Source organism: Paracoccus liaowanqingii, from assembly GCF_004683865.2.
GTDB lineage: Bacteria > Pseudomonadota > Alphaproteobacteria > Rhodobacterales > Rhodobacteraceae > Paracoccus > Paracoccus liaowanqingii.
This window is the reverse complement of the sequence record NZ_CP038439.1, coordinates 1463707-1478163: the sequence shown is the minus strand read 5'-3', so window position 1 is coordinate 1478163 and position 14457 is coordinate 1463707. Positions and strand designations below refer to the sequence as shown.

Annotated in this window: 13 protein-coding genes and 3 tRNA genes; 3 read left to right on the top strand and 13 right to left on the bottom strand. The window is 69.1% G+C overall.

The features are described 5' to 3' along the window. Positions 1-100: 100 nt before the first annotated feature. Positions 101-1507 carry a type I glutamate--ammonia ligase gene (gene glnA, locus E4191_RS07090; RefSeq protein WP_135312788.1) on the bottom strand — a complete coding sequence of 469 codons (1407 nt, stop codon included), beginning with the start codon at positions 1505-1507 and terminating at the stop codon, positions 101-103. Between the two features lie 75 nt (positions 1508-1582). Then, a complete protein-coding gene (locus E4191_RS07085) occupies positions 1583-1921 on the bottom strand; it encodes a P-II family nitrogen regulator (protein ID WP_135312787.1) in 339 nt (112 codons plus the stop codon). Between the two features lie 149 nt (positions 1922-2070). Between E4191_RS07085 and E4191_RS07080 the strand changes: the two genes are divergently transcribed. Both E4191_RS07080 and E4191_RS07075 read left to right on the top strand, forming a co-directional pair. After that, the gene (locus E4191_RS07080) at positions 2071-3621 is read left to right on the top strand and encodes an NAD(P)H-hydrate dehydratase (protein ID WP_135312786.1); all 1551 of its coding nucleotides are present in this window, start codon (positions 2071-2073) and stop codon (positions 3619-3621) included. Positions 3622-3681: 60 nt separating this feature from the next. Beyond that, positions 3682-3766, top strand: a tRNA-Leu gene (locus E4191_RS07075). Between the two features lie 166 nt (positions 3767-3932). On the opposite strand, the gene E4191_RS07070 is transcribed toward E4191_RS07075, so the two are convergent. The 7 genes from E4191_RS07070 to E4191_RS07040 form a co-directional block, all read right to left on the bottom strand. Further along, on the bottom strand, positions 3933-4664 hold the full coding sequence (locus tag E4191_RS07070; RefSeq protein WP_135312785.1) for a COG3904 family protein: 732 nt from the start codon (positions 4662-4664) through the stop codon (positions 3933-3935). 2 nt (positions 4665-4666) lie between these two features. Continuing rightward, complete coding sequence (locus E4191_RS07065; RefSeq protein WP_228461632.1) at positions 4667-6013, bottom strand: hypothetical protein; 1347 nt, start codon at positions 6011-6013, stop codon at positions 4667-4669. Positions 6014-6094: 81 nt separating this feature from the next. Next, complete coding sequence (locus E4191_RS07060; RefSeq protein ID WP_135312784.1) at positions 6095-6904, bottom strand: Crp/Fnr family transcriptional regulator; 810 nt, start codon at positions 6902-6904, stop codon at positions 6095-6097. Positions 6905-7096: 192 nt separating this feature from the next. Continuing rightward, entirely contained in the window at positions 7097-9361 is a 2265-nt protein-coding gene (locus E4191_RS07055) for an adenosylcobalamin-dependent ribonucleoside-diphosphate reductase (protein WP_135312783.1), read from the bottom strand. Between the two features lie 95 nt (positions 9362-9456). Further along, positions 9457-10290 carry a lyso-ornithine lipid O-acyltransferase gene (gene olsA / locus E4191_RS07050; RefSeq protein ID WP_135312782.1) on the bottom strand — a complete coding sequence of 278 codons (834 nt, stop codon included), beginning with the start codon at positions 10288-10290 and terminating at the stop codon, positions 9457-9459. A 24-nt stretch (positions 10291-10314) separates the two neighbouring features. After that, complete coding sequence (gene olsB / locus E4191_RS07045) at positions 10315-11100, bottom strand: l-ornithine N(alpha)-acyltransferase (protein WP_228461630.1); 786 nt, start codon at positions 11098-11100, stop codon at positions 10315-10317. Positions 11101-11227: 127 nt separating this feature from the next. After that, positions 11228-11407, bottom strand: a complete 180-nt coding sequence (locus E4191_RS07040; RefSeq protein ID WP_135312780.1) for a DUF3553 domain-containing protein — start codon at positions 11405-11407, stop codon at positions 11228-11230. A 38-nt stretch (positions 11408-11445) separates the two neighbouring features. Here E4191_RS07040 and E4191_RS07035 point away from each other — a divergent pair, with 38 nt between their 5' ends. Further along, positions 11446-12069 (top strand): histidine phosphotransferase family protein, encoded by a 624-nt coding sequence (locus E4191_RS07035; protein WP_135312779.1) that lies wholly within the window; start codon positions 11446-11448, stop codon positions 12067-12069. Here E4191_RS07035 and E4191_RS07030 read toward each other — a convergent pair. The 4 genes from E4191_RS07030 to E4191_RS07015 all read right to left on the bottom strand — a co-directional run bounded on the left by E4191_RS07030 (position 12066) and on the right by E4191_RS07015 (position 14414). Beyond that, a complete protein-coding gene (locus E4191_RS07030) occupies positions 12066-13322 on the bottom strand; it encodes a glutamate-5-semialdehyde dehydrogenase (protein WP_407947060.1) in 1257 nt (418 codons plus the stop codon). The two genes, E4191_RS07035 and E4191_RS07030, sit on opposite strands and share 4 nt — an antisense overlap. Positions 13323-13423: 101 nt before the next feature. Next, a tRNA-Asp gene (locus tag E4191_RS07025) sits at positions 13424-13500 on the bottom strand. A 28-nt stretch (positions 13501-13528) separates the two neighbouring features. Then, a tRNA-Asp gene (locus E4191_RS07020) sits at positions 13529-13605 on the bottom strand. A 194-nt stretch (positions 13606-13799) separates the two neighbouring features. Further along, positions 13800-14414, bottom strand: a complete 615-nt coding sequence (locus E4191_RS07015; RefSeq protein ID WP_135312777.1) for a PRC-barrel domain-containing protein — start codon at positions 14412-14414, stop codon at positions 13800-13802. Positions 14415-14457: the final 43 nt, after the last annotated feature.

The following is a 14457-nucleotide window of genomic DNA, read 5'->3' as shown; positions in this document are numbered from 1 at the left end:
CGAGAAAGGCCGGGCAGATGCCCGGCCTTTTTTCATGGTCCCGGAACGCAAGAAGGGCGGCCCTGCGGCCGCCCCCCTTGTCCGATCGCCGAAAGGCCGATCAGCAGCTGTAATACATCGCGTATTCGATGGGATGGGGGGTATGCTCGTAGGCATAGACCTCTTCCCATTTCAGGGCGATGTAGCCTTCCAGCTGGTCGCGGGTGAAGACGTCGCCCGCCAGCAGGAAGTCCATGTCCTTCTCCAGCTCTTCCAGCGCCTCGCGCAGGGACCCGCAGACGGTCGGGATCTCGGCCAGCTCCTCGGGGGGCAGGTCGTAGAGATCCTTGTCGGACGCCGGGCCCGGATCGATCTTGTTCTTGATCCCGTCCAGGCCGGCCATCAGCAGGGCCGCGAAGGCCAGGTAGGGGTTGGCCGCGGGGTCCGGGAAGCGGGCCTCGACGCGCTTGGCCTTGGGCGATTCCGTCCACGGGATGCGGACGCAGCCCGAGCGGTTGCGGGCCGAATAGGCGCGCAGCACGGGGGCCTCGAAGCCGGGGATCAGGCGCTTGTAGCTGTTGGTCGCCGGGTTGGTCAGCGCGTTCAGCGCCTTGGCGTGGCGCAGGATGCCGCCGATGAAGTACAGCGCCTCTTGGCTCAGGTCGGCATACTTGTCGCCCGCGAAGACCGGCTTGCCGTCCTTCCAGATCGACATGTTGACATGCATCCCCGACCCGTTGTCGCCCTTCATGGGCTTGGGCATGAAGGTCACCGACTTGCCATAGGCGTGGGCGACGTTGTGGATGACGTACTTGTACTTCTGGATGTTGTCGGCCTGCTCGACCAGACCGCCGAAGATCAGCCCCAGCTCGTGCTGCGCGCTGGCAACCTCGTGGTGGTGCTTGTCCACCTTCATGCCCATGCGCTTCATCGTGGACAGCATCTCGCCCCGGATGTCCTGCGAGGCGTCGACCGGGTTCACCGGGAAGTAGCCGCCCTTGTGGGCCGCGCGGTGGCCGGTATTGCCCATCTCGTATTCGGTGTCGGTGTTCCAGGCGGCATCGGCCGCGTCGATCTGGAACGACACCTTCTGCGGCGTCACCGAATAGCGCACGTCGTCGAAGATGAAGAACTCGGCCTCGGGGCCGAAATAGGCGGTGTCGCCGATGCCCGACGCCTTCAGATAGGCCTCGGCCTTGGCGGCGGTGCCGCGCGGGTCGCGGCTATAGGGCTCGTTCGTGTCCGGCTCGACCACGTTGCAATGCACGCACAGCGTCTTCTCGGCATAGAACGGGTCGATATAGACCGACGAGGGATCCGGGATCAGCTTCATGTCCGACTGGTCGATCGACTTCCAGCCCGCGATCGAGCTGCCGTCGAACATAAAGCCTTCCTCGAAGAAATCCTCGTCGATCAGGTCCACGTCCAGCGTCACGTGCTGCAGCTTGCCCTTGGGATCGGTGAAGCGGACGTCGACATAGGCGACATCCTCTTCCTTGAGCAATTCCAAGACGTCCTTGATTTCCATCTCTTCCCTTTCTTCACAGTTGCGACCCGGCGGCCGTGGCCGGCCGGGTGCGGAGAGTTCGTATGCCGGGTGCGATCAGACCGCGTCGTCGCCGGTCTCGCCCGTGCGGATGCGGATCGCCTGCTCGACGGGCGACACGAAGATCTTGCCGTCGCCGATCTTCTCGGTCCGGGCGGCGCTGACGATCGCCTCGACGGCGGCCTCGACCTGATCGTCGGGCAGCACCATCTCGATCTTCACCTTGGGCAGGAAGTCGACCACATATTCCGCGCCGCGATACAGCTCGGTATGTCCCTTCTGACGACCGAAGCCCTTGACCTCGGTGACGGAAAGACCCTGCACGCCGACCTCTTGCAGCGCCTCCTTCACATCGTCCAGCTTGAACGGCTTGATGATCGCCTCGATCTTCTTCATCGCAATTGACCCTTCCTCGCGGCTTGCCTGAAGTCTGATTGGCGCGTTTGATGCATGGCGTAAATGCAGAGCCGCGATCTTGGAAGACCCCAAACGGATTGCCGCGCCAAACTGCCTATAATTTGAACAAGTAGCACAAGGATTGAACAATGACGAGGCTGCAGAGCACGGAAATCGTGACAGCCGCCCAAATGCGCGCCATCGAATCCGCCGCAATGAGCAGCGGCGCGGTGTCCGGGCTGCAGCTGATGACCCGCGCGGGCGCCGCGGTGGTCGGCCAGATCCGCCTGCGCTGGCCCCGGCCCGGCCGGGTCGCGGTGCTCTGCGGTCCGGGGGCCAACGGGGGCGACGGCTTCGTCATCGCGCGGCTGCTGGCGGGGGTCGGCTGGAGGGTCCGCATGCTGGCCGCGGATCATGTGCCGGGCGCGGATGCCGCCGCCGCCCGCGCGCAGTGGCGGGGCGAGGTGCTGCCCCTGACGGCCGAGGCCTTCGACGCGGCCCCCCTGCCCGATCTCTGCATCGACGCGATCTTCGGCACCGGGCTGTCGCGCCCGCCCGGGGGCGCCATCGCCGCCCTGCTGGCGCGCCTGGCCGAGGCGGCCCCGCCCCTGGTCGCCGTGGACGGGCCGAGCGGCCTGTGCCTGGACAGCGGCGTGCTGCTGGGCCAGGGGCGGGGCGCCCTGTCCGCCATCGCACCCCGGGCGGTGCTGACCGTCACCTTCGACAGCCCCAAGCCCGGCCACCTGCTGGATCACGGCCCCCAGGTCTGCGGACGGCTGGTCGTGGCCGATATCGGGCTGGGGGAGTTTCGGGCCGAGGCCCGGTCCCGGACCGTCGCCATCGGCCCCTGCTTCGCCCACCCCGACCCGTCCGAGGGCGATTGGCTGCGCAAGACCTCCCTCGCGCAGGGGCACAAGTTCAGCCATGGCGCGGCGCTGATCGTGGCGGGCGGCCCCTCGCGGGGCGGCGCCGCCCGGCTGGCTGCCCGCGCGGCGCTGCGCGTGGGCGCGGGGCTGGTGACCCTCGGCCCGCCCGCCGAGGCCCTGGCCGAGCATGCGCTTCCGCCCGACGCCCTGATGCGCCGCGCGATCGAGGACGGCCCGGCCCTGACGGCGGCGCTTCAGGATCCCCGCCCGCTTGCCCTTTGCCTCGGCCCGGGCTGCGGCCTCGACCGCGCGGCGACCCTGCTGCCGGCGGCCCTTGCGGCGGGCCGGCCCCTGGTGCTGGACGCGGACGCGCTGACGGTCCTGTTCCGCCTTGCCGCCCCCCGCCTGCCCCCGGCCTGCGTCTTGACCCCGCATGCCGGAGAGTTCGCGCGCCTCTTCCCCGACCTCGCCCGCGCCCTGCAGCAGGACGGCCGCGACGGCCCCTGCCTCTCGCGCGCCGAGGCCGCGCGCCAGGCGGCCGGACGGATCGGCGCGGTGGTGGTGCTGAAGGGCCCCGACACGGTGATCGCCGACCCCGGGGGAGAGGTGGCCCTGCATACCGACGGGACGGTGCCGTGGCTGGCGACGGCGGGATCGGGCGACGTGCTGGCCGGGCTGGTCACCGGCCTGATGGCCCGGGGCCTGCCACCCTTCGAGGCAGCCTGCCTCGGCGTCCGCCTCCACGCCGCCGCCGCCCGCAGGCACGGCCCGGGCCTGATCGCCGACGACCTGATCGCGCAGCTGCCCGCCGTGCTTGCCGATTGGCCGGGGTGACGGGGGGTCGCGATTTTCCCCTCGCCCCGGCGCGGCGGCTTTGCTAGAAAGCGCGCCGATGCGGGTGTGGCGAAATTGGCAGACGCACCAGATTTAGGTTCTGGCGCCGCAAGGCGTGGGGGTTCAAGTCCCTCCACCCGCACCATCATCCGATCCTTCGCAGCCCCGGCCCGCCATGCCGCGCAGCTGCCTGTCGACCGAACATCCCAGAACTCCCCCTCACCCTTTCATCTTGGCCCAAATATCCCGGGGGAGTCGCGCCCGCGCGACGGGGGCAGCGCCCCCTCCTGCGCCGGCCACGCGCGCCTCGCTCACCCCTCGCCCGTCGTCAGCCCCAGTTCCGCCATCAGTTCCGCATCCAACACGTTGATCTCGGCCGGCGGGGTGCGCAGGGCATAGGTCATCAGGCGCAGGTCCACGCCCATCTGCACCAGATAGTCCATCACCCCGGCCTGGGCGCGCTGCAGGTCGCTGACCGCCATGAAGGCGGGCAGGATCGTGCTCTGGCCGAAATAGTGCTGGTGCACGCCCACCACGCCCTGCCCGGCCACCTGCCGGTCCACGCCGCCGGCCAGGACATAGGGGCAGGCCGACAGGCAGACCGCCCCGTCCTCGACCACCGTGGCATAGCCCGCCGCCCGGATCGTGCGCCCGAGCGCCAGCGAATCGGACACCGAGCCCCCGGAACTGTCCAGCGCCACGCGGCGGCTTTCCGGGCGCGTGCGCTCCAGCCATTCGGCGAAGCGGTCGGCGTCGCCGGGGGCGATCTGGCCGCTCATGCGGATGGCGCCCTCGGTCTCGTCGAATTCCAGCGCCTCGGGCATGGGGCGCATTGCGGGGGCGCCGGGGCGCGAGGGGTCGGGGGCGCGCAGGTCGGGGCGATAGGGGCGCACGTTCGGCCCCTCGGCGGGCGGCGCGTAGAGGCCCGGCGCCTCGCGCCCCGGGGCGCCCATCACGTCCAGCCCGACGATCGCCAGCGCCATCGCCACCTGAGAGATCAGCACCGCCCGGATCGCCTTGCCGGGCGTGGAGAACAGCCCCATCCTCAGACCCCGCGCCCGCTGTCCCCGCCCGGGGCGGGCGGTCCACCCGGCACGACCGGACCGGGCGCCGGGGCAAAGACCGCCTCGTGCTGGCGCAGCATCTCGGAGGCGGCCAGCGCCGCGCGCAGCTCGCCCACCGTCATGCGGTCGTCGCCGTGCCCCTCGCCCCGGCCCGACCGGATCGCGGCCTGCACGACCATGATAATGAAGACCAGCACCGCCGGCAGCAGGTCGATCGAGATCGCCCCTGCCCAAGCGGGCACGAAATTGCCCGCATAGGCGATGACCGCGTCCGCCGCCGACATCGGAGTGTAGAGCGCGTCGTCGGGAGGCGGCAGGGCCATCACCTCGGCGCTGGCGGTGGTCAGGGTCTGGGCGCGCTGCGCCACCAGGGTCAGCACCGCCTCGATGGTGCTGGACTGCCCCGCCCGCGTCGCGGCCGTCGCGCCGTCCAGCTCGGGCAGCACCACCGCATCGGCCAGATCCTGCGCGGCCCGCCCGACCAGGGGCGCAGGGTTCAGCTGGCGCAGCTGGGTGATCAGGCCCGCCAGTTCCACCGCATCCTCGGAGAAGCTGACCGTGCGGTCCTCCAGAGGCCCGGGCATGACCGAGGTGCCGCGCATCCGCGACAGGATCGTGTTGCCCTGCGCGAAGGTCTGCTCCACCGGCGCCAGGGTCGAGACCAGCTGATCCTCCAGCGCCTGCAGCTCGGCGCTCTTCTGGGTCAGGACGCGGAAGACCGCCCCGCGCCCGGAAAAGCCCGACAGGGTGCCGCCCGCCTCCTGCTCGGACAGGTCCTGGAAGCTTTGCCGCACGCGGGCCACGTCGCGCGACAGCGACTGCCCCGCCACCGCATTGGCATGCGCGCGCTCAAGCGAGGTCTGGTAGTGCTGGACGGTGGTCGCCATATGTGTCTCGACCGCCGCCCCTCCGGCCAGGGCCGCCGCGTTCAGCCAGGACGACATGGCCACGATCGCCACCGAGCCGAGCGCCATGGTCAGCATCAGCCCGATGCGCGAGGCCGCGCTGCGCACCGCGGGCAGCAGCCGCAGCAGATAGGACCAGAAGACGAAGATGCCCACCGACACGGCGATCGCATAGGCCAGCGCCGCGAAGGTCGTCCACAGCCCCGGATCGTCCAGCAGCGTGCGCACGCCCAGATAGGTGTAGATCCCCGAGGCCGCCGACAGCACCCCGAGCGCGGTCGAGGTGAAGCTGTCCAGCCAGTCCAAGTGCCGCTCCAGCTCTCGGGCATAGCGGTCGCCGGATCGGCCGGACCGCAGGTCCGGGGATGCCGCGGCGGAAGGATCGTCGGCCAAGGGGGGCTGGGGTCGGGCGGGATTGGCCATGCGGTCTCCGGTCGCTGAAATGCTGGCATCAGATAAGCCGAAACGCGGGCATATCTCAGCCCCCCGGGCCGGGACCGGCGGTCACGCTTTCGGCATGCCCTCTCCGGCCCCGTCGGGCCGGCCCGGATCGGGGGGCGGGGCCCGGTCCGCGTCGGGCGGCACATGGCGCGGATCCTCGCCCGGCAGGCCCTCGGGCGGGCGGGGGCGGATCCCCTCCAGCCGGGCGCGGTCCAGCACCCGGACGGTGCCCCGTCCCATCTGGACGATGCCCTCGGCGCGCAGGGCCGACAGCGTCTTGTTCACCGTCTGGCGCGAGCAGCCCGCAAAGCCCGCAAGCTCGGTCTGGCTCAGCTGGACGACGGGCGTCTCGGGCGAGGTCATGGCCAGCAGATGGATGCGCACCCGGTCCTCGGCGGCATAGAACATGGCGACCGATCGCTGACGCGTGTCGCGGATCAGGCGGTCGTGAAAGATCCCGGCCAGATTGCGCAGCAGCAGGGCCGCCGGCAGGTGGCGCAGGATCAGGGCCGCGTCGAAGACCATCACCGTCGTGTCCGGCAGGGTCGTGCAGGTGGCCGCGCAGGTCCGCCCCGAGAATTGCTCGACCTCGCCCAAGGCCTCGCCGGGCCCGGCCAGATGGGCCAGCACGCGGTTGCCGTCGACGTCGATATAGCTGACCTCGATGCGCCCCTTCAGGATCAGATAGCCCTTCCGCGCGACCTCGCCCTGGCGCAGCACCTGCCGGGGGCGGCGCAGATACAGGATCTGGGCCTGGTCCAGCATGGCAGCCATGGCCTCGGGCGTCATGCCGGCGATCAGCGACGACCGGGTGTCGATCAGCACCGACAGCCAGTCCCTGCCCTGCCCGGGATCCGTCCTCGGAGGCTGCATGTCCAAGACCTCCCACCTGTCGGACTGAGACCGACGATACGCCTTAACCACGAAACCCGAAGATTGGTTTCGCGTCTAGGGTGGAAGATCGCGCGGCCTGTCCGGAATGAGGCATTGCGCCGCATTCCATGCAGAAAGGGCGGGATCCCGCGATCCCGCCCCTTCCCGTGCGTCCTTCGTCTGATCAGCGGATCAGCCGCATTTGGAATGGCCGCAGCTGGGGCAGGTCATGCAGCCCTCGACCATGCGCATCCCGTATTGCCCGCAGGCCGAGCAGGCGGGGCCGCGCGGGGCCTCGCCCACCGCCACGACCTCGGCCTTGGGGTCGGACTTGAGGCCCAGCCCCTCGCCCGCCATGAAGCCCGTCTCGACCAGATGGCGCTCGATGACGCCGCCGATCGCCGCAAGGATCGAGGGGACGTAGCGTCCCGCCATCCAGGCGCCGCCGCGCGGATCGAAGACGGCCTTCAGCTCCTCGACCACGAAGGACACGTCGCCCCCGCGGCGGAACACGGCCGAGACCATGCGCGTCAGCGCGACGGTCCAGGCGTAATGCTCCATGTTCTTCGAGTTGATGAAGATTTCGAACGGGCGGCGGTGGTTGCCCTGCACGATGTCGTTGATGGTGATGTAGATGGCGTGCTCGCTGCCCGGCCATTTCAGCTTGTAGGTCGCGCCTTCCAGCGCCGCCGGACGGTCCAGCGGCTCGGTCAGATAGACCACGTCGGCGCCCTTGTCGGCCTCGGGGGCCTTCTCGGTCGTCTCGCTGACCGACAGGACCGACCCGGTGACGGCGTTCGGGCGATAGGTGGTGCAGCCCTTGCAGCCCAGATCCCATGCCGCCAGATAGACGTCCTTGAACTCCTCGAAGCCGATATCCTCGGGGCAGTTGATGGTCTTGGAGATGGAGCTGTCCACCCATTCCTGCGCCGCCGCCTGCATGGCCACGTGGTCGCGCGGCGCCAGGGTCTGAGCGTTCACGAAATAGGCGGGCAGTTCGGCGTCGCCCTTGAGGTCGCGCCACATCTGGACGGCGTAATCGACGACCTCTTCCTCGGTCCGGCTGCCGTCCTTCTGCAGGACCTTGCGGGTATAGGCATAGGCGAAGACCGGCTCGATCCCCGAGGACACGTTGCCCGCATAGAGGCTGATCGTCCCGGTCGGCGCGATCGAGGTCAGCAGCGCGTTGCGGATGCCATGCTCGCGGATCGCGTCGCGCACGTCCTCGTCCATCTTGGACATGAAGCCCGAGGCCAGGTATTTCTCGGCGTCGAACAGCGGGAAGGCGCCCTTCTCCTTCGCCAGATCGACCGAGGCCAGATACGCGGCCCGCGCGATGGCCTTCATCCAGACGCGGGTCTGCTCGACCGCGTCATCGGCGCCGTAGCGCAGGCCCAGCATCAGCAGCGCGTCGGCAAGCCCGGTGACGCCCAGACCGATGCGGCGCTTGTTGCGCGCCTCCTCGGCCTGCGCCTCCAGCGGGAATTTCGACGCATCGACCACGTTGTCCATCATCCGCACGGCGGTGCGGACCAGATCGTTCAGCCCCTCGGGATCCAGCTGCGCCGCATCGGTGAAGGGGTCCGTCACCAGCCGCGCCAGGTTGATCGAGCCCAGCAGGCAGGCGCCATAGGGCGGCAAAGGCTGCTCGCCGCAGGGGTTCGTGGCGGCGATGGTCTCGACATAGGACAGGTTGTTGGCCTTGTTGATCCGGTCGATGAAGATCACGCCCGGCTCGGCGAAGTCGTAGGTCGCCTTCATGATCCTGTTCCACAGGTCCAGCGCCTGCACGGTGCTGTAGACGCGGCCGTCGAACTTCAGCTCCCACGGACCATCGGCGCGCACGGCTTCCATGAAGTCGTCGGTGATCAGCACCGACAGGTTGAACATGCGCAGGCGGGCGCTGTCCTGCTTGGCCTCGATGAACTGTTCCACATCGGGGTGGTCGCAGCGCATCGTGGCCATCATCGCGCCGCGGCGCGAGCCCGCCGACATGATCGTGCGGCACATCGCGTCCCAGACATCCATGAAGGACAAGGGGCCCGAGGCATCCGCCGCCACGCCCTTGACCGCCGCGCCGCGCGGGCGGACCGTCGAGAAGTCGTACCCGATGCCGCCGCCCTGCTGCATGGTCAGGGCCGCTTCCTTGAGCATGTCGAAGATGCCCGCCATGCTGTCGGGCACGGTGCCCATGACGAAGCAGTTGAACAGCGTGACCGACCGGCCCGTGCCCGCGCCCGCCAGGATGCGACCGGCGGGCAGGTACTTGAAGTCCTCCAGCGCGGTGTAGAACTTGTCTTCCCACTTGGCCGGGTCGCTTTCCACGCGGGCCAGATCGCGCGCGACGCGGCGCCAGCTGTCCTCGACCGTGGCATCGACCGGCTGCCCCTCGGCATCCTTCATCCGGTACTTCATGTTCCAGATCTGTTCGGCAATAGGGACAGCAAAGCGACTCATGCGCACATTCCTTAGCGGTATATTTAGGGTTGGACACCAGATATAGCGTCGTCAAGCCATATGCAATATCTTGACATGCAATTGGAAGGTGTAGCTCAGGCCTCTTGGGCCGGGCTGCCGAAGTCCGACCGTATCGCCAAATAGCACGCCGCCGAAAGGGTCTTGCGGTCTTTTCCTGAGACGGGAATCGGGGGGTGAAGCCGGACGGTCACACCTCCGTGGCGCTTTGCCGCAAGAACCGTCAGCAGATGCGGGCCCAGGGCCATGTCCGCCCACCAACCGTAGAATCGGGCATCCTTGCCCGGGGGCGCCGCGTACAGCGCCGAGACGGGCTGGATCGCCAGACCCTGGGGCAGGTCGGCGTCCAGGAAGCCCTGGAACAGCGTCGGCTTGAAGGGCAGCACGCGGCGGCCGTCGGTCGAGGTTCCCTCGGGGAAGAACAGCAGCCGGTGGCCGGCGCGCAGGCGGGCGGCAAATTCGGCGGCCTGCACGCGGGCCAGTCTCGGGTCGCGGGTGACGAAATGCGTGTCGGTCACGCGGGTCAGGATGTTGATGCCGGGCCACGAGGCGACCTCGGCCTTGCTGACGAAGAAGACCGGCAGCGCTGCGTTCAGGACCAGGATGTCCAGCCAGCTGGAATGGTTGGCCACCACCGCGCCGGGGCCGCGCAGGGGCACCCCCTCGCGCCGCCAGCCGATCCCCAGGCAGGCCAGCACGAGGCGGCAGACGATCTGCACATGCGGGCCGGTCCACGGGCGGCGGCGGCCGTGAACCAGCCGCTCGACCCCGCGCAGCGGCAGGATCAGCAGCACGCCCAGCAGCAGGACCAGCACGGCAGGCAGGCCGCGCCGGATCACCCGCAGCCAGTCCCGCACATCGCGCGGCCCGGTCAGCGGCGGCGGCGCGCCCTCGCGCCAGGTGGGGCTCATGCGCGGACGCTCATGGACGGGGGCTCATGTCGGCTGCCAGCGGCTTTCGTAGAACTGCTTGTGCTTGGCCGACATGGCGGCGGTGTCCATCAGCAGGAAGACATCGGTGGTGTTGAAGGCCCGGTCGGTGAAGGCGCCCAGGCCCACCTGGCCGCCAAGGCGCAGATAGGCCTTGATCAGCGCGGGCATGGCCACCATCGCCTCGCGCCGGTCCAGCCGCTCGGGCGGGATCAGGTCCATGGTCTGGAAGCCCGTGTCGCGCGCGCGGGGGCGCAGCGTCTCGGGCGCCAGATGGTGATGGTGCAGCCAGGACAGAGACGGCGCCAGCAGCGAGGCGTCGGTGCCGTGAAAGCTGGCCACCCCGAACAGGATCTGGATGCCGTGGTCCAGCACGTAATCGGCCAGCGCGTTCCACATCAGGAACATCGCCGCCCCGCCCCGGTGATCGGCATCGACGCAGGACCGCCCCAGCTCCAGCAGCGGCCGCCCGCTGTCGCGCAGGGGCGACAGATCGTATTCGCCGTCGCAGTAGAAGCGCCCGAAGCGCGCCGCCACGTCGCTGCGCAGCAGGCGATAGACGCCCACCACATGGTCAAGCGCCGCCGGATCGCGGCGGGTGTCGATCAGGCAGAGGTGATCGACGACCGGATCGAACTCGTCGCATTCCAGCCGGGCGTCATGATCGACCAGCGGGCCGGTGCCGCCCAACTCCTCGACGAAGACCCGATAGCGCAGACGCTGCGCGGCCCGCAGGTCCTGCGGGTCGGTCGCCAGGCGGATCTGGAAGAAGGCGGGGTCGGCGCGGGTCACGGGGCCTCGAGCGGTCAGGATTGCGCACTGTCTAGGAAAGCCGGGGCCGCATTGCAACATGCCGTGCCCGGAACCTCTTGCATCATGCAACCCAAGGTTGCATCAAGGAACAAATGTTACGCGGAGTTCACATGCTGTTGAATCGCAGGATCTGCAAGGCCACGCGGCGGCCGTCGATCACCTGCTTGCCCACCTCGGGAAACGTGACCGTGATGCGGTCGCCGATGCGGGACTGGACCTGCCCCTCGCCCCATTCGGGCGCACCGGGATGGCGCACGATCATGCCGGGTTCCAGGATCTCGTTCACCTCAGTCCCTCCTTGTGTCCCCTTCAAGGTAGCCCCTCATGGCGCATGACACAACGCGCATCGCCCCGGGCGATCTGGCCGCCCTGCTGGGATCGCGGCTGTGCCACGACCTCGTCTCGCCCCTGGGGGCCATCGGCAACGGGGTCGAGCTGCTGGAGATGTCGCCCGATTTCCCCGGCCTGTCGCGATCGCCCGAGCTGCGGCTGATCTCGGACGCGGTGATCGCGGCGCGGGCGCGCATCCAGGCCTATCGCATGGCCTTCGGGCTCGCCTCGGACGACCAGCGCATCGGGCGGGCGGAGCTGGCGGGGCTGCTGGACGGCATCACGGCGCAGGGGCGCCTGCAGATCACGCTGGACGGCAGCGGCGATTTCGCCCGGCCCGAGGTCCGCATGGTGATGCTGGCGCTGATGTGTCTGGAAACCGCCATGCCGTGGGGCGGGCGGGTGATCGTGCTGCACGACGCGCCCGGCTGGCGGCTGGTCGCCTCTTGCGAGCGCAGCCGGATCGATCCGTGCCTCTGGGCCTGGCTGGGCGGGGGCATGGCCCGTCGCCCCGCCCCGTCCGAGGTGCATTTCGCCCTGCTGGCCGAGGCCGCCCTAGCCCAGAACCGCCCCCTGCGCCATGAATTCGACCAGACGGGCGGCGAGATCGCCTTCTAGGGCCGGATCGTGCCGTCGCCGGTGACCAGATACTTGAAGCTGGTCAGCTGCTCGGCCCCGACCGGGCCGCGGGCATGCATCTTGCCGGTGGCAATGCCGATCTCCGCCCCCATGCCGAACTCGCCGCCATCGGCGAACTGGGTCGAGGCGTTGCGCATCAGGATGGCGCTGTCGAGGCCCGCGAAGAAGCGCGCGGCCACGGCGTCATCCTCGGTCAGGATGGATTCGGTGTGCTGGCTGCCATGGTGGCGGATATGGGCGATGGCCCCGTCGACCCCGTCGACCAGCCGCGCGGCGATGATCATGTCCAGGAACTCGTGCCCGAAATCCTCGGGCGTGGCGGGAACGGTGCCGGGGATCTGCGCCAGCTCGCCCTCGGCCCGGACCTCGACGCCCGCGTCCAGAAGATCGCGGATCAGGATGTCGCCGTGGCGGTCGAAGAAGGCGCGGTCGATCAGCAGGCATTCCGCCGCCCCGCAGACGCCCGTGCGCCGCGTCTTGGCGTTCAGGATCACGCGCCGCGCCTTGTCCGGATCGGCGGCGCCGTCGGCATAGACGTGACAGATTCCCTCCAGATGGGCAAAGACCGGCACGCGGGCCTCGGACTGCACCAGCCCCACCAGCCCCTTGCCGCCGCGCGGGATGATCACGTCGATCAGCCCCTGCGCGCCCAGCATGGCGGTGACGGCGGCACGGTCGCGGTTGGGGACCATCTGGATGGCCGTCTCGGGCAGGCCGGCTGCGCGCAGCCCCTCGACCATGCAGGCATGGATCGCCGCGCTGGAATGCAGGCTTTCCGAGCCGCCGCGCAGGATCACCGCATTGCCGGATTTCAGCGCCAACGCGCCCGCATCGGCGGTGACATTGGGGCGGCTTTCATAGATGACGCCGATCACCCCGATGGGCGTGCGCACGCGCTGGATATGAAGGCCCGAGGGGCGGTCCCATTCCGCGATCACCTGCCCGACGGGATCGGGCTGGCCCGCCACCTCGCGCAGCCCCCGCGCGATGGCCTGCAGCCGCGCGGGGTCCAGCGCCAGCCGGTCCAGCATCGCCTCCGACAGGCCCTTCTGGCGGGCGAAGTCCAGATCGCGGGCATTGGCGTCCAGGATCGTCGGGGTGCGGTCGAGGACGGCCTGGGCTGCGGCCAGCAGGGCGGTCTCCTTGGCATCGGACGGCGCCTGCGCCAGCTCGATGGCCGCCGCGCGGGCCGCCGTGCCAAGCGCCTCGATCAGTTGCCGGGCCTGAACCATATCCGTCATCACATCCTCCGAACCGCAAGATCGCGCCCGTCTTAGCGGCTTTCCCCCGTCAGGGGAATGCCAAGGTCTGCGAAGGGGGGAGGGAAGGGAAATGGCGCGGTTGACGGGGCTCGAACCCGCGACCCCCGGCGTGACAGGCCGGTACTCTAACCAACTGAGCTACAACCGCGCATTTCCTTCGGGCGAATGATGAGTTGTGGCGCGGTTGACGGGGCTCGAACCCGCGACCCCCGGCGTGACAGGCCGGTACTCTAACCAACTGAGCTACAACCGCCCAACTCATCCCCCGGACGATCGCCCGCCGGGGTGAGGCGGGGTTTACGCATGGGTCGCACCCCCGTCAAGGGCAGCATCGGGGTTTTTGACAGAATTCCGACATGAGGCACGGATCGGGGTCCGGGCGACGGCTTCCCAAACGAAAACGGGGCGCCGAAGGGCACCCCGTCTTGCAGTCCGATCCGGAAGGGATCAGTCAAGGATATAGTCCATCTCGACTTGCGGCAGCGCTTCCAGCTCTTCCTGGGTGTAGTTGGTGGCGAAGACGGTATCGTCGCCCCAAAGCACGTTGTCGTCGAAATCGACCAGGTTGGCGACGTCGGGGCTGAGCATCACGCTGTGCTGGCCCAGACCCAGAAAGCCGCCGATGTCGACGATATAGCCCATCACCTGACCGTCGCCGGACAGCACGACGTCGCTGACGGTGCCGATCTCGTTCCAGTCGCCCGGACGCTCGGTGCCCCAGGTCGCGTTGTCATCCCATGCGGTGGTCGAGGGCTGGTTCGTCGTGTAGATCGCCTTGCCCTGGAACCACGAGGCCGAGATGCCCGGGTTGGTGTCCGACATCGGCACGATGGCCTCATGCGCCATGGCCGGGTCCATCGTGGCGTCGGTCGCCATGGTATCCGTGGTCATCGGATCGGTCGCCATCGTGTCGGCGGGCATGGTCTCGGCGGGCATCGTTTCCGCCGGCATGGTCTCGGTCGCCATCGGCGCGGTGGTCATCGGCTCGGTCGTGGTGGTCTGTGCGAATGCCGCGGTGCTCAGGGTCAGGGCGGCTGCGGTCGTCATCATAAGGGTTTTCATAAGAATCTCTTTCAATCTTTGGTTTTGACAGCACTTTCTGCCA

Bases quoted from the DNA above. Each gene is read 5' to 3' on its own strand.
- glnA (WP_135312788.1), bottom strand. From the start codon at position 1,507: ATGGAAATCAAGGACGTCTTGGAATTGCTCAAGGAAGAGGATGTCGCC.
- E4191_RS07085 (WP_135312787.1), bottom strand. From the start codon at position 1,921: ATGAAGAAGATCGAGGCGATCATCAAGCCGTTCAAGCTGGACGATGTG.
- E4191_RS07080 (WP_135312786.1), top strand. From the start codon at position 2,071: ATGACGAGGCTGCAGAGCACGGAAATCGTGACAGCCGCCCAAATGCGC.
- E4191_RS07070 (WP_135312785.1), bottom strand. From the start codon at position 4,664: ATGGGGCTGTTCTCCACGCCCGGCAAGGCGATCCGGGCGGTGCTGATC.
- E4191_RS07065 (WP_228461632.1), bottom strand. From the start codon at position 6,013: ATGGCCAATCCCGCCCGACCCCAGCCCCCCTTGGCCGACGATCCTTCC.
- E4191_RS07060 (WP_135312784.1), bottom strand. From the start codon at position 6,904: ATGCAGCCTCCGAGGACGGATCCCGGGCAGGGCAGGGACTGGCTGTCG.
- E4191_RS07055 (WP_135312783.1), bottom strand. From the start codon at position 9,361: ATGAGTCGCTTTGCTGTCCCTATTGCCGAACAGATCTGGAACATGAAG.
- olsA (WP_135312782.1), bottom strand. From the start codon at position 10,290: ATGAGCCCCACCTGGCGCGAGGGCGCGCCGCCGCCGCTGACCGGGCCG.
- E4191_RS07035 (WP_135312779.1), top strand. From the start codon at position 11,446: ATGGCGCATGACACAACGCGCATCGCCCCGGGCGATCTGGCCGCCCTG.
- E4191_RS07030 (WP_407947060.1), bottom strand. From the start codon at position 13,322: ATGGTTCAGGCCCGGCAACTGATCGAGGCGCTTGGCACGGCGGCCCGC.
- E4191_RS07015 (WP_135312777.1), bottom strand. From the start codon at position 14,414: ATGAAAACCCTTATGATGACGACCGCAGCCGCCCTGACCCTGAGCACC.